The organism is Cellulophaga sp. 3_MG-2023 (genome assembly GCF_030546975.1).
Taxonomy (GTDB): domain Bacteria; phylum Bacteroidota; class Bacteroidia; order Flavobacteriales; family Flavobacteriaceae; genus Cellulophaga.
Genome location: NZ_JAUOPS010000005.1, coordinates 194,252 through 216,415, shown reverse-complemented (window position 1 = coordinate 216,415; position 22,164 = coordinate 194,252). Strand labels below are relative to the sequence as shown.

Below are 22,164 nucleotides of genomic sequence, written 5' to 3'. Positions count from 1 at the left end.
AAACAATTTATATAATTAGACTATTGTTAGTTTTTTGTCAAAGGTATCGAAAATTGTTTGTTTTATAAATCTGCTGTAGCATTAAAATAAGTTGTTTTTAGGTTGATGTAACTGTAACTTTTAAGAGTAATTCTTTAGTAAACTATACCCTTAACTACTTTGTTAATTTATATTAAACTAACGTTAAACTAGTTAAAACACTAGGAATTGGCACTATTGAAAGTTATACTAAGGGTATGGAAAACATATTAGTAGCCGGTGCCAATGGTACCACAGGAAAACAAATAGTGAACCTTTTAAAAGAATCTCAATATTTTAACCCTATAGCAATGGTTAGAAAAGAAGAGCAAAAAGAATATTTTAAAGCAAAACAAATAGATACAGTTCTTGGAGATTTAGAGGGCGATATTAATAAGGTATTTAACAAAGTAGAAAATGTAGACAAAGTTTTGTTTGCTGCAGGGTCTGGTGGAAAAAAAGTAATAGAGGTAGACCAAGAAGGAGCAAAGCGATTAATTGATGCATCTAAAAAAAATAACATTAAAAAGTTTGTAATGTTAAGTTCTATGGGAGCAGATAAGCCTGAAGAAGCAGAGCAATTGCAAGAGTATTTAAAAGCAAAGCACAATGCAGATGAATATTTAAAAACAAGCGGACTAAATTATAGTATTGTACGCCCTGGATCTTTAACTAACGAGAAGCCCCATAATGAAATAGAGCTCCAAGAAAAGTTAAATAAAAGTGGTGAAATTAGTAGAAACGATGTTGCACAAACATTGGTGAGAACACTAAATGATGATGTTGCCAACAAAGCTACCTTTGAAATTATTAAAGGTGACACTTTAATTGGTAAAGCATTAGATAAATTCTCTACTATTAAGGCTTAATTATTTTTTAGTAAATAAGATTTTAACTCATTGTAGCTGTCAATTTTGGTGGCTACTTTTGTTTTATGCATTACTGACTGTATTTGCGGTGGCAATGGCTGTTTTTCTTTAATTACTTCTTCAACCACATCTAAAAATTTAGTTGGGTGCGCTGTTTCTAAAAATACACAATGTGTATCATCATTATTATTTAAATACGCCTTGCAACCTAAATAGCCAACAGCTCCGTGTGGGTCTGCTACATAGTTGTGCTCTTTGTAAATAGTAGCTAATGCATTTTTAGTTTCTTCATCAGTAAAACTAAAAGACGATAAATTTTCTTTTAAGGCAGAAAAATCATTTTTATGTAACTCCTGTATACGTACAAAGTTACTTGGGTTGCCAACATCCATTGCATTACTTATAGTTTGCACAGATGGTTTAGGATTATAATCTTCGGTTTCTAAATAGTTGGTTACAACGTTATTCTGGTTGTTAGATGCTATAAAATGGTAAATAGGTAAGCCTAATTTTTGTGCAACCATACCAGCACATATATTACCAAAATTGCCACTTGGTACAGAAAAAACTATTTTTTTATGAGTTTTATGTAACTGCTTATAGGCAAACATAAAGTAGAAAAGTTGAGGTAACCAACGCGCTACATTAATAGAATTAGCAGAAGTTAATTGCATTTTGCTGGTTAACTCTTCATCTAAAAATGCACGTTTTACCATATCTTGACAATCGTCAAAAACACCATCTACTTCTAAAGCAGAAATATTTTCACCTAAGGTAGTAAGCTGTTTTTCTTGTATATCACTTACTTTTCCGCTAGGGTAAAGGATAACAACATTTACACCTTTTACACCTAAAAAGCCATTTGCAACAGCACCACCAGTATCTCCTGATGTAGCTACCAACACAGTAACCTCATTAGTATTATCTTTATTAAAATAACCAAGGCAGCGCGCCATAAAGCGTGCTCCAACATCTTTAAAAGCCATTGTTGGCCCGTGAAAAAGTTCTAGTGTAGATATATTTTTATCTAACTGAACTACAGGAAAATCAAAAGATAATGTTTCCTCTACAATAGTTTTAAGAACATCTTCAGGAATTTCTGGAGAAACAAATTGTTTAATGGCAGTAAAAGCAATTTCTGTATAAGATAAGTTATCTATATTTTTAAAGAAATCTGTAGGTAAAGGTGTAATACTTTCCGGAAAGTATAGTCCTTTATCTGGAGCCAAACCTTTAACTACTGCATTTTTAAATGTAGTATTAGGAGCTTTTTTGTTTAACGAGTAATAATTCATTTTTAAGGTATTCTAATTTATTATGTGTGCTAACTGTTCCAGATTCTCCAAGATTCTTCGGCTTGGTATTCTAGCATATGTTGCCCGTTACTTATAGTTGCGCCTTGTGTTTCCCCAGCTTTTAAAAAGGCGGTTTTATTAGGATTGTAAATTAAATCGAACAATAAATGTTCTTTTCCTAAATACTCATAAGGTATAGCCGCTTTGTCTGTAATATTTGGGTGTGTGCCTAAAGGCGTACAGTTTATAATTACTGTATTTATTTTAATTATATTTTTGTCTAAATCTGTATACGTAAATTGATTTTCTTTCGCTTTTCTAGAAACATAAGTACAGGTTATTCCTAATTCTTCTAAAACATATTTTACTGCTTTAGATGCACCACCTGTACCTAAAATTAATGCTTTAGTATGGTGTTTTTTAAGATGAGGTTCTATAGATTTTTTAAATCCGTACGCATCTGTATTGTAACCCACCAGGCCATTTGCTGTAAACTTTATAGTATTTACGGCACCAATAGCTTTTGCTTTAGCATCTAAACTACTTAAAAACGGAATAACACTTTCTTTGTAAGGTATAGTAACGTTACAACCTTTAATATTAGAGTTGTTTTCTAGTGTAGTTTTAAACTCATCAATATTCTGGTAATCAAAATTTACATACTCACAGTCTGTTAACCCAAGATCTTTAAACTTGTGTGTAAAGTAATTTCTAGAAAAAGAATACTCAATATCTTTTCCTATTAAACCATATTTATGCTGTTTTTTTTCTGTTTTTTCCATACCAATCTAGGCCTAATAAAATACTTATTCCTATAACTACAAAAAAAACAGCCCACCAAGTTTCAGAAATCACAAAATCGGGAAAATAGCGAGAATAATTCTTAATAATTTCATTTCCGTTAGAGTCTATTAAAATATTCCCAAGAGCATCTACTTTATAAACCGTTTTTTTCCAAGGCCAAACAACGCCTAAAGATCCTGTTATAAAGCCCAAAATTACAGCTGTAGTTATGTGTTTAAAGTGTTTTAATACGTAACTTATAATATGAGATAAACTTACCAAACCTACCGCAGACCCAGCAGTAAAAACACCAAGTATTGTTAATGTATTTAAGCGTTCTGTATTTTTTGTAAAACTAAAATCACCTTTAAATATTTCAGCAAAAGTATCATACAAAGCATTTACAGAATCTACTAAAAGCAATACGTAGTTGCCTAGTAATATTAGTATAAAAGAACCAGATAAGCCAGGAAGCGTCATACCAGAAACACTAATAATACCACAGAAAAAAATAAAAAACAGATTGTCATTTTCTTTAGCAGGATTTAAAAAACTGATAGATACACCTATGATTAACCCAATTATAGCAGCAAAAATGGTTTTCTTATTCCAATAATCAAAGTCTTTAGCAATGTAATATATAGAGCCAATTATTAGGCCAAAAAAGCAAGCCCAAACATTGAGTTCATTATGTTCTAAAAAGTAATCTAAAATTTTAGACACACTAAAGTAACTTACAAGCATACCAAAAATTAGTAGCGTAATAAACGTACCATTAATATATTTGTAAAAACTTTTTAATCTGCCGTTTAAAAGTAATTTTAAAGCTTTAAAATTAAACTTTTGTAGAGAGTATATAAATTCTTCGTAAAAACCACCAACAAAGGCAACAATGCCACCAGAAACACCTGGTACTTTATTTGCAGCACCCATACATAGCCCTTTAACAACAAGGAGAAACTTGTCTATAAATGTTCTAGTATGTTCCATTGTTTAGTTGTTTTTTGAAGCTACTTTTTCTAGTATAAAAATAGTTAAAAAACCAGTAACCATTAACGCAATAGCAACCATTGTTTGTGGATCTATATAATGGTTTAATTCTGAGTATTTTATTGGTATAATACTTTGTTCCGTTACTGTTTTTAGCGATTCAAAATTATTTATATTTTTTTGATGAACAGCCAGTGTGCCAAGGTCAGATATTGATGCAAAAGGAACAATTTCTCCTGTTTCATCTATCATTACGGTTATTGTTTTTTTCCAAGGCCAAACTTTGTTTAAAGAACCTAAAATAAAACCAGTTAAAAGAGCTAGAGTAGTGTTGTGGTAGTTTTTAAATAACCATTTTAAAATTCTACTAAAACTCAATAACCCTATTAAAGCCCCTGTTGCAAACAAAGCTATTTTTTTTAAATCAAAATCATGAAACGCATCACTTAGTGTTTTATAGGCGCCCATTATTACCAATATAAAAGAGCCGGATATACCAGGTAAAATCATTGCACAAATTGCAACAGCACCAGCAAATAGTAAATAATAAGGATTAGAATTAGCTGCTAAAGCTGGTAAACTTGTAATATAATAAGCTAAACCAGCACCAATAATTAAAGCTATTACTGTTAGTGCATTCCACTTTGTAATTTGTTTGCCTACGAAGTAAATACTCACTACAATTAAACCAAAAAAGAACGACCATATTAAAACAGGATGGTATTCTATTAAGTATTTAGCCAAACGCATAAACGAAATAAAGCTAATTATTATTCCGGTTAATAAAGCCAATATAAAGTTTCCATTAGCTTGTGTCCAAAATGCTTTTAATCCATCGTTTTTTAGAGTTTTAAATAATGATAAATTAATATTGCTAATACTATCAATTAACTCTTCATAAATTCCAGAAATAAAAGCAATTGTACCCCCAGAAACTCCAGGTACAGCGTCTGCTGCTCCCATAGCTAAACCTTTAAGAGTAATAATTAAATACTGTAGTAAGTTACGTTCTTTCATAATTATAATAAAAAACGTAAAAATATAGATTTATTTGGAAGAGTTGCTAAATTCTAGAATAATGTTGTTAATCCAATCATTATTTTTAAACTGAGGAAAATCTGACATAAATACACTAGCTTTTTTAGCGTTAACTCCTAATGCTTTAACCAGATACTCTTTTGTTTTAATGGTTTGATCTAGTACCATATGCGAGCCAGCTATTTTAAATAAAATGCTTGCATTATTAGGGTAGAATTCTAAAGCTTGTTGAAGAATTTGAATAGCGGAATGTGGATCTCCTTTTTTTATTGCTAGACTGCTCCATTTTAACCACGTTGTTAACTCACAATCTCCCAGGTCTACCATTTTTTGATAGCATTGTTCTGCATCTTCAACTAAGCCAAGTGCTTCATTAATTAATGCATTTTTCTCCCAGTAGAACAAGTTTTCTTCTTCTATATTAATAGCTTTGGTAATGTATTCTTTAGCCTTAATGTAATTTTCTTGTTTAATATAAAAGTTAGTAATTGCAAGCCATCCTTTATCTAATAAAGGATCTTCATGTACTGTTTTATAGTAATTTAGTTTGGCTAATTCTGTGTTACCTATTTTCTCATGACATTTTCCTATACGTAAGTAAGCAAAAGCAGAAGGGTCTTCAATTTCTATAGTAATTTCATAATTTTCTATAGCCTCGTTGTAACGTTTTAATTTTTCTAATATTTTACCTTTTTCAAAGTAAGCACCAACAAAACTATCATCAGAAATAATGGCAAAGTCAAAAGCAGAAATAGCTTCTTTAAACATTCCTTTTTCTATGTATTGTTTTCCTAATTGATGCCAAGCAACTTCGCAATACGGATTTTTCTCTAGGTATTCATTTAAAAATACAATAGCACCATCAAAATCTTCTAAAAAGTCAAAACAGTAAATAATATTGTAAAGAGATGCATAATCATGCTCATCAAACAAAACGCATTGTATAAAGTGCTTTTTAGCCTCTTCAAAATTATCCATAAAAAGGTGCTCCATACCAAGTAAAGAGTGTATATCTATAGAGTCCTCAGATAAAGACAATGCTTTTTCTAAAAGTTCAATAGCCATATTATGATTATCTTTTTTAGAAAATATATTTGCTCTTTGTATGTATATTTCTTCGTTATTGCTGTCTATAGTTTGTAAACTATCTAGCATACTTTCAGCAAGTTCAAGGTTGTTTTCAAAAACGTGAACCTCTACTTCTAAAAGTTTTAACTCTATTGTACTTGGGTGTTGGGTTAGTCCAATTTTAATGGCTTTTTTTGCTAATGCCATTTTACCATTATTTAAGTAATGGTGAATAATGTCTTCAAAATCTTCCGCGTCAAAGAAGTAGACGTCATCTGTCTTTAGCATTGACTCAAATTTTGCTATCGGTCTTTCTGGTCTTTCTTCAGCTTCAAATGCCATATAAATTCTTTCTTGCTTGATAAGATTAAAATAAAAGTAAGGTTTTAGGTTACTTTTTTTAGACTGTAGTAGCCTATATTATTAACAAAGTAGTTAACAAATTACTTTTTGTAGGAATTTAAAGCTTCTATAATTAGCTTACATCCTAAGGTAATTTCTTGGTTAGAAATGGTTAAAGGAGGGGAAATACGTACCGCCTTTGGCTCAAACAATAACCAAAATAATATTAGTCTGTTTTTAGCACAGTGCATTACAACATGATTAGTTATATCTGCATTTGCTAACATAACAGCTAACATTAAACCTTTACCATGAATCTCTTTTATATACTCGTGTTTTAATAGCTTTTTAAATAATTTTTCTTTTTCTAAAGTATCATTAATTATGTTACTTGTAGTTAATTCTTGCAATGTAGCTAAACTGGCAGCTGCAATAACAGGATTACCGCCAAAAGTAGTTATATGGCCTAGTTTAGGTTGTGTTTGCAGGTTTTTCATTAGTTTATTAGACGCAACAAAAGCACCTACAGGCATACCAGAAGCCATACCTTTACCAATTACTAAAATATCTGGAGTACAATTATAATGCTCAAAAGCAAATAATTTACCTGTTCTACCAAATCCGGGTTGTATTTCATCTAAAATTAATAAGGAACCTACAGCTGTACAGCGTGCTCTTACCTTTTGTAAAAAATTATTTTTAGGTACTATAAAACCTGCGCCACCTTGTATGGTTTCTAAAATTACAGCAGCAGTATCTGTTGTAATTTTCTCTAAATCTTTATCAGAATTAAAATTAATAAATGTTGTGCCTGGCACAAGTGGCCTATATGCACTTTTTTGAGATTCTGCTCCAGAAACACTCATACTACCCATAGTATTACCGTGATAAGAATTGCGTGCGGCAACTATTTTGTGTCTTCCTGTGGCTCTTTTAGCTAATTTTAAGGCGCCCTCAATAGCTTCTGTGCCAGAGTTAACCAAATATGTAGTTTCTAGATTAGAAGGTAATAGTGACGCTAAAAGTTTAGTGTAAGCTACCGGAGGCTCTTGCACATATTCGCCATATACCATTACGTGCATATATTCTGATGCTTGCTTAGTTACTGCGGCTACTACTTTTGGGTGACAATGACCTAAAGTACAAGCAGAAACACCCGCTACAAAATCTAAATGTGCATTGTTGTCTTGATCATAAATATAACTGCCGCTAGCTCTAGAAACTTGTAAAGTTAAAGGATGCGGACTAGTTTGTGCTTGGTAGTGTAAAAAGTCCTTTTTCACCTGTAATTTATTTTTGTTGCTTTAGTTTTGTACTTGGTACTGGCTTAGATAGTGTAGGTTTAGGTATTCCTTTTTTTCTTGTTCCCTTGGTATTGGGCGGGTTATTTATTGGATCTCCTTGGTTTTTATGACGCTCTTGTTCTTCTGCATCTATATCTATTGGGTTTGTAATTCCCCTTATAACTGGCAGAACAAGGTTGTTATCATCTTCGCCAAAAATATCGTCCTTAGTGTAAATGCGCTGATCACCATACCAAACAAAACCTTTTAATTTTACACCTCTTTCTGGTTCTTGACCTTCTGGAAAAGTTTGGCCACTAGGGTTTATAAAGTAGGTAATAACATCTATAGCATTCTCTTGCATAAGCATGCTTACTTTGCCACAAAGAGATTCATCTATACCTATAAATTCATTTTGATCGTTATAGGAATAGTAGATAACCTCTACGTTTTGTACAAGGTCTATCATATTTAGCTCGTTATTTATAAACTTGCCAAATAAATTTTTACCTTTTGCTTGGTTATACCCCGTTTTGCTTATAGTATCTAGTGATATTATAAATGCATTATTTATCACTTTTAAGGAGTCTAATTTATCAGTCTCTAAATCACTAATTAAATGTATACTATCTCCTGTCATTTGGTTGTCAATATTCCAAATAATAGGATTGGTAATAAGTTGTGTTATCCCAGTTTTTTGATCAAAGTGAATAGAATCACATTTACCACTTATATCAGTTTTAAAAAATTTAGCATCTCTAAAAGCACGTATAACTCTATTGTCTGGTTTGCCAGTAATCATTAATGTATCTCCGTGCATATACAAAGAGTCTTTCTCCATTACATTAATAGCCACCGCTCTTTTTGTGGCAAATATGGAATCTTTTTCTTTGTAAACTTCTGCATAATGAGCTCTAATAACACCATCATTAACTGTGTCTGTAACCACTATGTTATTGGTAGCAGATGCAAATTTTTTGCGTTTATTAAAGTAAACGCTATCGCCTTCAATAATTTTATTACTATAGTCTATGCGTGTATTTTTTATGCCATAACCAGTTTCTACTCTAGAGTCATAATAACCACGCTCACAATACATAACATAGTCTTTACCTGTAATTGTAGAAGGACCATACATATATACGTGCTCAGAATCTGTGTAATAATCCATTTGCTCAGATAAAACGTGGTATTTAGGATTTTCTACTGTAACACTGTCTTGTAATTGGTATTTGTTGGTTTCCATAAAAAACCTGCCAATTCTACTTTTTATAACGTTAGCAGTATCTACAATTTTACCAAAATGTCTGTAGTAAGACTCTTGTTTTTCTCTGTCAAAATATAAAGTATCTGTAGTAAGTGTGGCATCTGGACTTTGTAAAACTACATTTTTAGATGCTTTTGCTAATTTAATGTCACCAAAATATTCTAGTTTGCCACTATCCATTTGTATAGAGTCTCCCTGTTGCATACGAACATTATCTATAGCAATAAGCTTATTTTTTTTAGGATAAAAAACAGCAACATCACACCAAAGTGTAGCACCTTGATGCTCAAACTCTACCTGTCTTTGGCTATCTCTACTAAATATAGATGCGCCTGGGTACTTAACTTCATTTTTGGTAAAGTTAGCACCATGCACTATGTTTATTTGTTTTTTTTCTACGGGTTTATCTTGTGCGTTAACACCAAAAACAAATAAGATTAAACCAATAACTAATTTATATTTAAGCAAGTCTTAAAATTTTGGTCAAAAATAGGTTTTTTTTGATTGTTCTGATAACAGATTGGCATAGATTTATGAATATGAAGCTATGTGCCTAAAGAAGAGCAAAAAAAAAGCCACATTTTAAAAATGTGGCTTAGTATGTTTATCTATTAATTGTCTGTTTTCTATCTGGACCAACAGAAACAATTTTAATAGGAATTTCTAATTCTTTTTCTAGAAAATCTATATACTCATTTAGTTCTTTAGGGAACTGAGAAGGATCTGTCATTTTAGTTAAATCCTCTTTCCAACAAGGGAACTCTGTGTAAATAGGGTTTACATTTTCTGGTTCTATGTTGTATGGTAAGTGAGATATGGTTTCACCTTTATACTCGTAAGCAGTACATACTTGTAGGCTGTCAAAACCAGAAAGTACATCGCCCTTCATCATATTTAATTGTGTAACACCATTAACTTGGCAAGCATATTTTAACGCAACAAGGTCTAACCAACCACAACGGCGAGGTCTACCTGTTACAGCACCAAACTCATGACCAACTTTAGCCATATTAGCACCAACTTCATCAAACAATTCTGTTGGGAATGGGCCAGAACCTACACGTGTGGTATATGCTTTAAAAATACCATATACTTCTTTTACTTTATTAGGAGCAATTCCTAAACCAGTACAAGCACCTGCTGCTGTTGTGTTAGATGATGTTACAAATGGGTATGTACCAAAATCTATATCTAATAAAGAACCTTGTGCACCTTCTGCTAATATAGTTTTTCCATCTTTAATAGCTTGGTTTAAATACTCTTCACTATCTATAAAAGTTAATTCTTTTAAACGCTCTACAGCATCAAAAAATTCAACTTCCATTTCATCTAAGTCATATTGTATATCTACATTATAGAAACTAATCATAGTTTCATGCTTGTCTGCTAAATGACGATATTTTTCTTTCCAAGATTCTAATTCTAAGTCTCCAACACGCATACCATTTCTACCAGTTTTATCCATATAAGTTGGACCAATACCTTTTAATGTAGAACCAATTTTTGCTTTTCCTTTAGATGCTTCAGAAGCAGCATCTAATAAACGGTGCGTTGGTAAAATTAAATGTGCTTTTCTTGAAATAATAAGTTTAGCCTTATAGTCAATATCAAACTGGTCTAAACCTTCTAATTCTTTTACAAAAACAACTGGGTCTATAACAACACCGTTACCAATAACGTTCATTGCTTTTTTGTGGAAAATTCCTGATGGAATAGTTCTAAGTACGTGTTTAATACCGTCAAATTCTAAAGTATGTCCAGCATTTGGACCACCTTGAAAACGCGCAATAATGTCGTAATCTTTAGTTAATACATCAACAATTTTTCCTTTTCCTTCGTCTCCCCATTGGAGTCCTAGTAGTAAATCTACTGCCATTACTTGTAATTGGTTAGTTGTTTTCTTTTTTGTTTTTTGTTCCGTAGAAATATAGTGAGTGGTTTGTTATTTTAATATCAAACACATCTTCTATTGTTTTTTTAATTGACTGTATTCTAGGGTCACAAAATTCCATTACCTCTCCCGTATCTGTTAGTATAACATGGTCATGTTGTCTATCAAAATACGATTTCTCATACTGAGCCTGATTTTTTCCAAACTGGTGCTTACGTACCAATTTGCAATCTAATAAAAGTTCAATAGTGTTGTACAAGGTTGCTCTACTTACTCTATAGTTTTTGTTTTTCATTTTGATATAAAGAGATTCTATATCAAAATGATCTTCACTTTCGTAAATTTCTTGGAGTATAGCGTAGCGTTCGGGAGTTTTTCTGTGTCCGTTTTCTTCTAAAAAAGTCGTGAAGACATTTTTTACAATGTCTTGATTTTTGTTACTACCCATAGTATTTCTACAGCTTTTCGGTTTGCAAATGTAGTGTAAATTTTAAAGTCTAACTACTTTATCTATACCGTTAATTTTCTTTAAATTGTTAATAAGTTTAATTAAGATGGAATTATTTTTAACTACAACCGTAATTTTTCCCGAGAAAGTACCGCCATCTGTACTAAAGTTAACACTCTTCATGTTAACGTGCATTTGTTGAGAAATAATTGAAGTTAAGTCACTAATTAAACCAATGTTGTCTATTCCTGTAAGTTTTATATTGGCAGTAAATTCTTGCTGAGAAGAATCTATCCATTTGGCCTGTATAATTCTGTAGGCATAGTTAGACTGCAAAGATATGGCATTTGGACAGTTTTTAGAGTGTACTTTAATACCTTCGTTTACACTAATAAAACCAAATACATCATCACCAGGTATTGGGTTACAACATTGTGATAGTTTGTATTTTAGTTTTTCTTCTTCTTTACCAAAAACAAGCTGATCATATTTTGCTGTAATCTCTTCCTTATCTATATTCTCTGGAGTAGGATTTCTTCTAATTCTATTTTTAAAAAAACTGATAAAAGCATTACTATATGACGATGCAAAATCTTTTATTTTGTTGTTGTCTATAGAGCCAGTAGCTATTCTGTAAAATAAATCTAAACTTGTTTTTAACTTAAAGTGGGCTACCATTTTATTAATAGTATCCTCATTAAAAGCAATTTTTTGCGATTTTAATTTACGACGTAAAATTTCTTTACCTTCTTCAGCAATTTCTTTTTTCTCTTCTCTTAAAGATGATTTAATTTTAGATCTGGCACGTGCTGTAGTTGCATAATCTAGCCAACTTTGATTGGGTTTAGATTTGTCTGATGTTATTACCTCTACCTGGTCACCACTATGTAAAATAGTATTTAAAGGCACAAGCTTACCATTTACTTTAGTCCCTCTGGTTTTTAAACCAATTTCTGAGTGTATATGAAAGGCAAAATCTAAAGACGTAGCACCTTTTGGCAACGATTTTAAATCTCCTTGTGGTGTAAAAACAAATATTTCTTTTGAGTATAGGTTTAGTTTAAACTCCTCAACAAAATCTACAGCATTTGTATTTGCATTTTCTAATGCTTCTTGCAGTCTATTTAGCCAAACTTCTATACCTTGTTCTTTTTGGTCTCCGTGTTTGTATTTAAAGTGAGCAGCATATCCTTTTTCTGCTATTTCATGCATACGCTCGCTACGTATTTGTACCTCTACCCATTTGGCATCTGGTCCCATAACAGTAATGTGCAAAGCCTCGTAACCAGTAGATTTTGGAGAAGAGATCCAATCTCTTAAACGTACTGGGTTTGGTGTAAAGTTGTCTGTAACTACAGAGTAAATTTTCCAAGCTAAAAACTTTTCGTTTGCTTTGTCAGACTTATAAATAATACGAATAGCAAACTTGTCATAAATTTCATCAAAAGGTACATTCTGAACTTTCATTTTTCTACGAATAGAAAAAATAGACTTCATTCGGCCTTTAATGGTATAATTTAAACCTTCTTTATCTAAGGAGTCTTCTATAGTATGTGAAAAAGAGTCAATATATTCTTGTTGCTCTTCTTTTGTTTCTTCAATTTTATCCTGAATGTCATTATAAACTTCAGGTTCTGTATACTTTAAACTTAAATCTTCTAATTCAGTTTTAATATTGTAAAGTCCAATTCTATGAGCAAGTGGCGCATAAATATATAAAGTTTCAGAAGCTATTTTTAATTGCTTGTACTCTGGCATAGAATCCATAGTAAGCATATTGTGGTAACGGTCTGCAATTTTTATAATAATAACCCTAACGTCATCATTTAAGGTTAGTAGCATTTTTCTAAAATTCTCTGCCTGTTGAGATACGTTCATATCTTTTTTAAGGTGAGCAATTTTTGTTAAACCATCTACAATTTTAGCAACCGTTTCTCCAAACATACGCTCTATATCTGCAAGTGTATACTCGGTATCCTCTACAACATCATGCAATAGGGCAGAGGCTATAGAAACAGCATCTAAACCAATTTCTGAAGCTACAATTCTAGCAACAGCTATTGGATGAAAAATATAGGCTTCGCCAGATTTTCTACGTTGGTCCTTGTGTGCATCCACAGCAATTTCAAACGCAGATCTAATAAGCTTTTTATCATCATCAGAAAGTGTTAAGTAACTAACACGCAGTAATTCTTTATACTGGCGTGTAATTTCTTTATTTTCTTTTTCTATTTCCGCTTCCGTCATATAAACTAAAATTACATTAAAGTTTGGTAATAATCAACAAAAATTATTTTTTTAAATTGTTAATTCGGTCAATTAGCGTAGGGTGGGAGTAGTTCATAAAAACATACGCAGGGTGTGGGGTAAGATTGCTTAAACTAGTTTTAGATAGTTTTTTTAAGGAGGTAATTAACGGGGAAGAAGCATATGTTTTTTTTGCGTAATCATCTGCTTGGTATTCAAACTTTCTAGATAAGTAGTTCATTATTAGATTTGTAATTTCTGATATTGGACTGTATAATATTCCAAATCCTATTAAAGCCGCATGAAAACTAGGTACAGTAACACCAATTGCCAAAGAAATACTTGGGGTATTTATAAAGATTGATAAAATGTACAATGTTAAACCAGTAAGCAAAATTGAAGCCGTTAAATTAAATAGAATATGCTTGCGTTTGTAATGACCAACCTCATGCGCTAAAACGGCAATAATCTCTTCTTCATCTAAATCTTTAACAAGTGTATCATACAACGTAATTCTTTTTTGTTTACCAAAACCAGAAAAGTATGCATTTGCTTTTGTAGATCTCTTAGAGCCATCTATTATAAAAATATTCTGTAGTTCAAAGCCAACTTTTTTAGCATACGCTTCAATCTTTGTTTTAAGGCTTCCATTTTCTAAAGGTGCTTGCTTGTTAAAAAGCGGTACAATTAGCTTGCTATAAAACATATTCATAAAAATAGAAATAGTAGCAATTACTGCCCAAGCATACACCCAAAAATTAGTGCCAGCCCAATTATAAAACCATATAACTAATGCCAAAAGTGCACCGCCAATAATGGCAGTTAAAAACCAACTTTTAATTAAGTCTATAAAAAACAGTTTTTTAGTGGTTTTATTAAAGCCAAATTTTTCTTCAATAACAAAAGTGCTATAGTAAGATAAAGGAACATTTAGTATACTGTTGCCTATCATTATTATCCCAAAAAATATAGTGGCAATTAAAATAGGGTTGTTTGTTATGCTACGCGCAAAATTATCTACCCAAGCAAATCCTCCAAAGAGCAAAAAGGAAAGTGTTAATAATACCGAAAAACTACCAGAAAAAATACCGAACCTATAATTAGCCGTTTTGTATCGTTGAGATTTTATGTACTCTTCTTTATTAAAGATACCATCTAATTCTTGAGGTATAGCTTCTTTAAATTTTTTAGCATTTAAATAATCTACAATGGCATCTATTAAAAATTGAATTATAATAATACCAAGTATTACGTAAAAAAGAATACTCATAAATATAGTTATAGGTGGTGGTTTGGTTTCGTTTTGTAAAAATAGTAAATACTAGCCTCTTTGTCGCTTTGCTTCAAAAATAACTATAGCAGCAGCAACAGAAACGTTCATAGAATCTATTTGTCCTTCCATAGGAATTATAATATTCTGGGTAGAATTGTCTAACCATTGGTTAGATAAGCCAGTTGCTTCTGTACCAACTACAATAGCAGAGCCACTAGTGTAATCTATAGTAGTATATGTTTTTGAAGCAGTTAACGCAGCACAATAGGTAGCAATATTATTTTCTTTTAAATAAGTTATAATTTCTGTTGTTGTACCAGTTGCAATTTTAGTAGTAAAAACACAACCAACACTAGAGCGTATAATGTTTGGGTTATAAAGGTCTGTTTTAGGGTTAGCAATAATAACAGCATCTAAATTTGCTGCATCTGCCGTACGTAACAATGCACCAATATTACCTGGTTTTTCTGGCGCTTCTGCTATTAAAATTAAAGGTTTTTTAGTGCTAAGTTGTAAACTGTTTAAGTTGTGTTCTTTACTATTTACAAGTGCAACAACGCCTTCTGTAGTAGATCTGTATGCTATTTTTTGATATACATCTAAACTTACTTCTATTACCTCTGCAGAGCTGTTTTTTGTAAGTGAATTTAGCGCTTCATTAGAAATTAAATCTTTACAAAAAAACAAAGTTTCTATAATATAACCACCTTTTAAAGCGAGTTGAAGCTCTCTAGCGCCTTCTAAAACAAATATGTTAGTTTTTTTGCGTTCTCTAGACTTATCTTTAAGTACTAAAGTTTTCTTAATTAACGGGTTCTGGAGGCTGGTAATTTGTTTAAATGTATTCATTGCAACAAAAGTAATGTAATATTGTAAATTATATATTAGCATTACGACTATTTGTAACTTATAAATATAGATAACTAATAATTTAAATTTTAAAGAATGAAGTATTTAGCATTGGCCTTATTTTCTATTTTTATTGTTTCTTGTAAACAAGAGAAAAAACAAGCTCCAAAAGAAGAAGCAAAAGAAGAAAAAAATTTAGAGGTAGAGGTAACAGCATACCCACAAGAGTTACAAGAAGTTTTTAAAGCTCACGGAGGTTTGGATACTTGGAAAAGTATGAAAAGTTTAACTTTTGATATTCCAAAGCCAGATGCTAGAGAAACACATACAATTAATTTACACACCAGAGAAGATAAGGTAGTTACTCCTAACCACACCATAGGTTTTTCTAATGAAAAAACGTGGTTGTTAGATGAAAATAAGGATTTTAAAGGCGATGCAGTATTTTACCATAACCTTATGTTTTATTTTTACGCAATGCCATTTGTTTTGGCAGATGACGGAATTATTTATGGTGAAACAGAACCTGTAGTTTATGAAGGTAAAAGCTACCCAGGAGTTAAAATTAGTTACAATCCTGGTGTAGGGGCATCATATAAAGATTTGTATTTTATACATTTTGACCCAGATACTAAGCAAATGGCTTGGTTAGGATATAGTGTAAGTTACAGAAGTGGAGAAGTTTCTAATAACTACAGTTGGATACATTATAACGATTGGCAAACAGTTAATGGTTTAGTGTTACCAAAATCTATTAGCTGGCATAAAGCAGAAGAAGGAGTTATAAAGGAGGTAAGAAATACAGTTCCTTTTGAAAATGTAACGGTAAGTAAAGAAGCTAAACCTGCGTCATTTTTTGCAAAACCTGAAGCCGCAGTTTTTGTTGAAGGTAAAGTGCAAGAGTAATATACTCTAGCAACAAAATAAAAAGCCTCCAAAACAATAAGTTTTGGAGGCTTTTAAGTTTAGTACTATAAACAGCTATTCTCCTCTGTTGTATTTACCCATATACCTTTTGTACAATTCGGTTTGGTGTGTTTCTAAAGACACGTCTCTACCATCTATAAAGGCTTTTTGTAACTTATTTGTACGCATTTCTAAAGCGTCACCTTCAGATATAAACAAGGTAGCACTTTTGCCAACAGCTAATGTACCGTGAGTTTTATCAATACCTAAAATCTTTGCAGTATTACTCGTAATTAATTGTAAGGCTGCTTCTTTATCCATACCGTAAGCAACTGCATGACCTGCATAAAATGGCAAGTTTCTGTTCTGGAAATTAGCTTCGCCATTATTTTGTATACCTACAAGTAAGCCTTTATCTGTTAATAGCTTTGCCATTTTGTATGGTAAGTCATAATCATCATCATTGTTACTAGGTAAATTGTGCATAGCTCTAACTAAAACAGGAATATTATTCTCTTTTAAAAAGTCTGTTATTTTGTAAGCATTATAGCCACCAACTAAAACAACATTTTTAATCTTGTTTTCTTTTAGGGTAGTAATAGCATCAATAATTTCTTTTTCGCCATCTGCATACACATACATTTTTTGCTCACCAGAAAAAAGGCCTTCCATAGCAGCAAATTCTTGATGAAATGGTTTTGCAGTAGTTTCATTGTATGCCTTTGCGTTAACTATAAAATCTACAATTGAATTAATATCTTTTTTATAAGTTTTGTTAGGCTGTAAACCTCTTGGCTCACCCATCCACCAACGACCTCTTCTGTAAGAACTTGGCCAATGTAAATGTATGCCTTCATCTGTTTTTACAGCAGCGTCTTCCCAGTTCCAAGCATCTAATTGTACAACAGAAGATGTACCTGGTATAACACCACCTCTAGGTGCTATTTGTGCCATAAGCACACCATTAGGACGCATACTTTCAATTACTTTAGATTCAGAATTGTAAGCAATTAAACTTCTTACGTGTGGTATCATTCCGCCAATTTCTGCTTGGTCATCACTAGCTCTAACGGCATCTACTTCTACCAATCCTAAAACGGTACAAGCAGCAATAAACCCAGGGTATACGTGCTTGCCTTTAGCATCTATAACTTGCCCTTTACGAGCAACTTTCATTTTAGCATCTCCTACAAAGGTAATTTTACCACCTTCAAACATAATAAGAGAGTTTTCTATAACAGTACCATCTCCTAAATGTGCAACTGCACCTTCTATGGTAATAGCTTCTTTTTGTGGACTAGCAGGTGTTTGTTGCGCAAACCCATTTGCTGTAAAGCAAAATACTAGCAGTATATATATAATTTTTTTCATTTTTATTATTTTATATGTTGTCTATTAGGTTTACCACTCCGTATCCATAGTGTCACAATGGAACTTAGGTTTTTGTTTCTTAATAGGCTTTTGCGTTGGTTTTCCACCTTCTTTTTCTTCAAGCATCATTGCAATAAGCTTGTTTCTTTCGTTTTTAATAGCCGCTCTTTGTTGTTTGTCTTTTTCTAAATCAAAATAAACAACACCTTCTATTAATGTTTTTTCTGCTTTTGCATAAACAGATAATGGGTGGTTGTTCCAAAGTACTAAATCTGCATCTTTACCTTCTTTAATACTCCCTACGCGGTTGTCTAAGTGTAATAATTTAGCAGGATTAATTGTAACCATTTTCCAAGCTTCTAACTCGGTCATATCTCCGTACTTTACAGTTTTAGCAGCTTCTTGGTTTAATCTTCTAGACATTTCTGCGTCATCACTATTAATAGCAACGGTAATACCTTGACTTTGCATTATAGCAGCGTTATATGGTATAGCATCGTTAACTTCGTACTTATATGCCCACCAGTCACTAAATGTAGATGCACCAGCTCCGTGTTCTTTCATTTTGTCAGCAACTTTATATCCTTCTAAAATATGCGTAAAAGTATTTACTCTAAAGTTAAACTTTTCTGCAACCTTCATTAACATATTAATTTCTGATTGTACGTAAGAGTGACAACTAATAAAACGTTCTCCATTTATAATTTCGGCAATAACTTCCATTTCCTCATCATAACGATATGGTTGTCCGCTTTTCTTTTTTTCATCGTATTCCTTACCACGCTGAAAATAATCTATAAACATCTGCTCAACACCCATTCTAGTTTGTGGAAAACGAGAACGGCTACCCCAGTTACTTTGCTTTACATTTTCACCAAGCGCAAACTTTATGTACTTAGGAGAGTTGTCATAAATCATTTCATTTGCACTTTCTCCCCATTTTAATTTTAATAAGGCAGAACGTCCTCCAATTGGGTTTGCAGAACCGTGTAATAATTGAATAGATGTTACGCCACCAGCAAGGTTACGGTAAATATCTACGTCTTCATTATCTACTACATCTTCCATTTTAACCTCTGCAGAAGAATTTTGCCCGCCTTCATTAATACTTAAACCAGCAATATGTGAATGCTCATCTATAATGCCAGCAGTTAAGTGTTTGCCTGTAGCATCTACAACTGTAGCACCACCCGCACTTAAATTAGAGCCAATTTTTACAATTTTACCTTTTTTAACAAGTACGTCTGTGTTTTTTAAAATACCAGCATCTTCACTAGTCCAAACCGTAGCATTTTTAAATAAAATGTTTTCTTGTTTAGGTTTAGTTGTGTAACCATAACCAACATTAGGGTAAGTTATAGGTAATAACTCTGGAGTATCATTATCCTTTTTAGTCTTATCTTTTTTGTCTACATCACCTGTTTTTGTAGCAATAAAAGTAGATTCTGATCCATTTGGTAATACAAGCTTACCACTAATATTATCAGATGCAGGCGATACAACACCTGTCATTCTATATCTTTTTTCTCCTTCATTAGTAGTAAAAGCAAGATCTATCCAGTCTTCTTTATAAGAAAATTTAGATTTTATAGTTGTAGAATCTTGTTTTAAGGTTGCAGAAGGTTTATCTGCAGCACCTTTAATTTCTAACTTATATGTAGTACCATTTATAGCAAGGTTATACTTGCCACTAATATCTTTAACATCTTTGTTTGTAATTACATTTTTTTGACCTTGAACCCAGTTTTCATAAAGTGCAGTACTTTTATCAAAAATATCACCCGAAGTAATTAAAAAGTTAGCATAGCTACCTTTTTGTAATGAACCTATTTGATTAGATTTTCCAAGTATTTGTGCAGGTACCGTTGTTAAAGCTTCTAGAGCTTTAGTTTTTGGTAAACCATAAGCTATAGCTCTTAATAATTTATCTTTAAAAGCCGCTGGCGACTTAAGATCGTGAGTTGTAAAGGTAAATGGCACACCATTATCCGCTAATACTTTAGGATTAGATGGTGCTTGGTTCCAACCTCTCATATCCGCCAAAGAAACATTGTCTGCTTGGTATGGGTTAGAAACATCGTAAGCTACAGGGAAATTTATAGGTAGAATGTAAGTGGCATTTGTTGCTTTAATATCAGCAATGCTTTCGTACTCATTACCACCAGCTAATATTACATATTGTATGTTATTAGCGTCTCCTATTTTGTCAGCTCTAAGCGCGTGCCCTTTGTCTCCAGCTTCAAAAATTTGGACCAAGCCTTTGTTTTTATTAAGAGCTTCTAAAGACAAATCTTTTGTGTCACTATTGCCGTTTGCATACCAAGCAGCATCAGAATACATTTGTCTTAATAAGGCCAAAGATCCCATTAACGAAGATGGGTAAGATTGATTTTTTACAGCACTTCTTGTTAAAGAAAAGTACTGAGCAGATCTGTCATCTAAAATACGATCACTATTAGTACCATCATCATTTAAGGTAACAAGTATACCTGTACCACGAGCAATACCATCTTGTATATGCGAGTTTACAACACCAAAGCCTGCTTTTTGGTATTCAGCTGCTTTTTTAGCATCAAACTTAAAAACAGATAGCGCATTGTTTTCTGGCATAACGTGGTCATTCCAATAATAACCGTGTCTTGTAGCTTCATATTGTGTAGATCTTCCACCAGAGGCTTTTGGTTTAGCAATACCAAAATCCGAGTAAATATCAATAAAAGAAGGGTAAATAGATTTTCCTTTTAAATCTACAGTAACAGAATTTTTAGGAACAGTTACACTTTTGCCTACTTGTACAACTTTTCCGTTTTTAATAAGTAGTGTACCGTTTTCTACAATTTGTGTAGGAGTAACAAATATTTTTGCATTTGTAAAGGCGGTGTAATTGTTGTTTTTAGATTTTACACCAGTGTTTGTAGGGAAATAATCCTGTGCAAACACAGTAGCACTTGCCAAAAATAAGGCAAGCGATAGGAGTCGTATTCTCATATCGGTTTCTTTTTGAGTTGATTAGTAAATTAGTCTGTCTAAAGATATGTAAACAGGTATTTGAAAATCGTAATAAAATGTTAAAATTACTGATGGTAAATGTGTAAATGCACTACTATAACAGAGGATTTCTAATTATAAGGGATATTTTTGATGATAAGCCACGAGCAAAGTTACTACTCTACTATAGCTTTTCATTCCGTCTTTTTGGTTATTTGCTTTTAAAAAAGTACTGTATACAGATTTTAAAACTGGCTCCATTGGGTTTTCATAATTATCCCAAAAAGTACTTAGCTCTTGGTAATTTTTTTTAACTCCTACATTTAAATTAGCATATAATTCATCAAATAACTCGGGATTATTTCGCCTAATATCACTTAAACAATAACTAAGTGCATAAGAGTATGCAGCATATTTAAAGTACGTATCGTTGTTGTTAACAGTTACCAAGTACCCAATAAAATTGGTTTCATTTTCTGCAGAATATCCAATTTGGTGACCAGCTTCATGGCCGGCAACTACAGGAAACCTATACAGAGGTATTTTGCCATTTACTTGAGCTTCATTAGTAAACGGATTTAAATATCCGCCATAACCAGCATAGCTTAACCCGGTGCTAAATAATGACGTTTTTAAACTAGAAGTTTGGTAATTAAATAATGGGTATGTTTTTTGTAACTCTTTGTATCCTATTGTGGTTAAATTGTAAATTTCATCTTTACTATAAGGCATAACAACAGCTTTAGTGCTATCTTTTGTAATAGTCTTATGTATAGTATTTGTTTTTTCTATCAACCTATAAACAAAAGACTCTAGTTCTGGTAAAGAATGACTCTCTTTAATTTGTAACGTTTTATATAAAGGTTCTCTGTAATAATTTAATCCCCAACAAAAATGAAATGTAAAATAGGCTATAGACAATACTACCCCTATATTTCTTAAAAAAATGAGAGGTTTTTGCTTTATATATTTTCGTTTTGTGATAAGGTAATTAATGGTAAGTACAATAAGAGTAGCGTATAAAATGTCGCCAACAGAAAAAGGAATCCACCCCAGTAAATATCTAAAAAACTTAGAAGTGTATTGATAAATACCATTGCTATAATATTCTTCAATAAAAGTAGGGTAGTTAGCTAACCATTTTACCAATACTATTTGTAGCGGTAAAAATAGAACAATACCATTTTTTAGTTTAGACTTCATTATATCAAAAATAAGCAATACAGGGCATAAAATCG

At 32.1% G+C, this 22,164-nt stretch carries 17 protein-coding genes; 2 read left to right on the top strand and 15 right to left on the bottom strand.

Going from position 1 to position 22,164, the window contains the following annotated elements; translation table 11 throughout:
• The first annotated feature begins 236 nt into the window (after positions 1 to 236).
• The gene (locus Q4487_RS13730) at positions 237 to 887 is read left to right on the top strand and encodes an SDR family oxidoreductase (RefSeq protein WP_303543338.1); all 651 of its coding nucleotides are present in this window, start codon (positions 237 to 239) and stop codon (positions 885 to 887) included.
• On the opposite strand, the gene thrC is transcribed toward Q4487_RS13730, so the two are convergent.
• From thrC to Q4487_RS13670, 12 genes are all read right to left on the bottom strand, one after another.
• Complete coding sequence (gene thrC / locus Q4487_RS13725; RefSeq protein ID WP_303543340.1) at positions 884 to 2,182, bottom strand: threonine synthase; 1,299 nt, start codon at positions 2,180 to 2,182, stop codon at positions 884 to 886. The two genes, Q4487_RS13730 and thrC, sit on opposite strands and share 4 nt — an antisense overlap.
• 29 nt (positions 2,183 to 2,211) lie before the next feature.
• Positions 2,212 to 2,964, bottom strand: a complete 753-nt coding sequence (locus Q4487_RS13720; protein ID WP_303543341.1) for a shikimate dehydrogenase — start codon at positions 2,962 to 2,964, stop codon at positions 2,212 to 2,214.
• Entirely contained in the window at positions 2,936 to 3,955 is a 1,020-nt protein-coding gene (locus Q4487_RS13715) for a DUF368 domain-containing protein (RefSeq protein WP_303543343.1), read from the bottom strand. Before Q4487_RS13715 ends, Q4487_RS13720 begins: the two co-directional genes overlap by 29 nt.
• A 3-nt stretch (positions 3,956 to 3,958) precedes the next feature.
• Positions 3,959 to 4,972, bottom strand: a complete 1,014-nt coding sequence (locus tag Q4487_RS13710; protein WP_303543345.1) for a DUF368 domain-containing protein — start codon at positions 4,970 to 4,972, stop codon at positions 3,959 to 3,961.
• 30 nt (positions 4,973 to 5,002) lie between these two features.
• A complete protein-coding gene (locus Q4487_RS13705; protein WP_303543346.1) occupies positions 5,003 to 6,403 on the bottom strand; it encodes a tetratricopeptide repeat protein in 1,401 nt (466 codons plus the stop codon).
• 101 nt (positions 6,404 to 6,504) lie between these two features.
• Complete coding sequence (locus Q4487_RS13700) at positions 6,505 to 7,686, bottom strand: aspartate aminotransferase family protein (protein WP_303543348.1); 1,182 nt, start codon at positions 7,684 to 7,686, stop codon at positions 6,505 to 6,507.
• Positions 7,687 to 7,693: 7 nt separating this feature from the next.
• Complete coding sequence (locus Q4487_RS13695) at positions 7,694 to 9,421, bottom strand: OstA-like protein (RefSeq protein WP_303543350.1); 1,728 nt, start codon at positions 9,419 to 9,421, stop codon at positions 7,694 to 7,696.
• A gap of 136 nt (positions 9,422 to 9,557) precedes the next feature.
• Entirely contained in the window at positions 9,558 to 10,829 is a 1,272-nt protein-coding gene (locus Q4487_RS13690; protein WP_100895375.1) for an adenylosuccinate synthase, read from the bottom strand.
• A gap of 13 nt (positions 10,830 to 10,842) precedes the next feature.
• A complete protein-coding gene (locus tag Q4487_RS13685; RefSeq protein ID WP_013619861.1) occupies positions 10,843 to 11,292 on the bottom strand; it encodes a Fur family transcriptional regulator in 450 nt (149 codons plus the stop codon).
• Between the two features lie 42 nt (positions 11,293 to 11,334).
• Positions 11,335 to 13,539 carry a bifunctional (p)ppGpp synthetase/guanosine-3',5'-bis(diphosphate) 3'-pyrophosphohydrolase gene (locus tag Q4487_RS13680; RefSeq protein ID WP_303543353.1) on the bottom strand — a complete coding sequence of 735 codons (2,205 nt, stop codon included), beginning with the start codon at positions 13,537 to 13,539 and terminating at the stop codon, positions 11,335 to 11,337.
• Between the two features lie 43 nt (positions 13,540 to 13,582).
• Complete coding sequence (locus tag Q4487_RS13675; RefSeq protein ID WP_303543656.1) at positions 13,583 to 14,815, bottom strand: M48 family metallopeptidase; 1,233 nt, start codon at positions 14,813 to 14,815, stop codon at positions 13,583 to 13,585.
• 45 nt (positions 14,816 to 14,860) lie between these two features.
• Complete coding sequence (locus tag Q4487_RS13670) at positions 14,861 to 15,661, bottom strand: RNA methyltransferase (protein WP_303543355.1); 801 nt, start codon at positions 15,659 to 15,661, stop codon at positions 14,861 to 14,863.
• 96 nt (positions 15,662 to 15,757) lie between these two features.
• On the opposite strand from Q4487_RS13670, the gene Q4487_RS13665 reads away from it, so the two are divergent.
• Positions 15,758 to 16,567, top strand: a complete 810-nt coding sequence (locus Q4487_RS13665) for a DUF6503 family protein (protein WP_303543357.1) — start codon at positions 15,758 to 15,760, stop codon at positions 16,565 to 16,567.
• A 75-nt stretch (positions 16,568 to 16,642) separates the two neighbouring features.
• Here Q4487_RS13665 and Q4487_RS13660 read toward each other — a convergent pair whose 3' ends face one another.
• From Q4487_RS13660 to Q4487_RS13650, 3 genes are all read right to left on the bottom strand, one after another.
• Positions 16,643 to 17,938, bottom strand: a complete 1,296-nt coding sequence (locus Q4487_RS13660) for an amidohydrolase family protein (protein WP_303543359.1) — start codon at positions 17,936 to 17,938, stop codon at positions 16,643 to 16,645.
• A gap of 30 nt (positions 17,939 to 17,968) precedes the next feature.
• Complete coding sequence (locus tag Q4487_RS13655; protein ID WP_303543360.1) at positions 17,969 to 20,926, bottom strand: amidohydrolase family protein; 2,958 nt, start codon at positions 20,924 to 20,926, stop codon at positions 17,969 to 17,971.
• A gap of 135 nt (positions 20,927 to 21,061) precedes the next feature.
• Positions 21,062 to 22,129: a DUF3810 domain-containing protein gene (locus Q4487_RS13650; protein WP_303543362.1), complete on the bottom strand. Its 1,068-nt coding sequence runs from the start codon at positions 22,127 to 22,129 to the stop codon at positions 21,062 to 21,064.
• Between the last annotated feature and the right edge of the window lie 35 nt (positions 22,130 to 22,164).

Coding starts and splice junctions, on each gene's coding strand:
- Q4487_RS13730 (WP_303543338.1), top strand. CDS start 237: ATGGAAAACATATTAGTAGCCGGTGCCAATGGTACCACAGGAAAACAA.
- thrC (WP_303543340.1), bottom strand. CDS start 2,182: ATGAATTATTACTCGTTAAACAAAAAAGCTCCTAATACTACATTTAAA.
- Q4487_RS13720 (WP_303543341.1), bottom strand. CDS start 2,964: ATGGAAAAAACAGAAAAAAAACAGCATAAATATGGTTTAATAGGAAAA.
- Q4487_RS13715 (WP_303543343.1), bottom strand. CDS start 3,955: ATGGAACATACTAGAACATTTATAGACAAGTTTCTCCTTGTTGTTAAA.
- Q4487_RS13710 (WP_303543345.1), bottom strand. CDS start 4,972: ATGAAAGAACGTAACTTACTACAGTATTTAATTATTACTCTTAAAGGT.
- Q4487_RS13705 (WP_303543346.1), bottom strand. CDS start 6,403: ATGGCATTTGAAGCTGAAGAAAGACCAGAAAGACCGATAGCAAAATTT.
- Q4487_RS13690 (WP_100895375.1), bottom strand. CDS start 10,829: ATGGCAGTAGATTTACTACTAGGACTCCAATGGGGAGACGAAGGAAAA.
- Q4487_RS13685 (WP_013619861.1), bottom strand. CDS start 11,292: ATGGGTAGTAACAAAAATCAAGACATTGTAAAAAATGTCTTCACGACT.
- Q4487_RS13680 (WP_303543353.1), bottom strand. CDS start 13,539: ATGACGGAAGCGGAAATAGAAAAAGAAAATAAAGAAATTACACGCCAG.
- Q4487_RS13670 (WP_303543355.1), bottom strand. CDS start 15,661: ATGAATACATTTAAACAAATTACCAGCCTCCAGAACCCGTTAATTAAG.
- Q4487_RS13665 (WP_303543357.1), top strand. CDS start 15,758: ATGAAGTATTTAGCATTGGCCTTATTTTCTATTTTTATTGTTTCTTGT.
- Q4487_RS13660 (WP_303543359.1), bottom strand. CDS start 17,938: ATGAAAAAAATTATATATATACTGCTAGTATTTTGCTTTACAGCAAAT.
- Q4487_RS13655 (WP_303543360.1), bottom strand. CDS start 20,926: ATGAGAATACGACTCCTATCGCTTGCCTTATTTTTGGCAAGTGCTACT.
- Q4487_RS13650 (WP_303543362.1), bottom strand. CDS start 22,129: ATGAAGTCTAAACTAAAAAATGGTATTGTTCTATTTTTACCGCTACAA.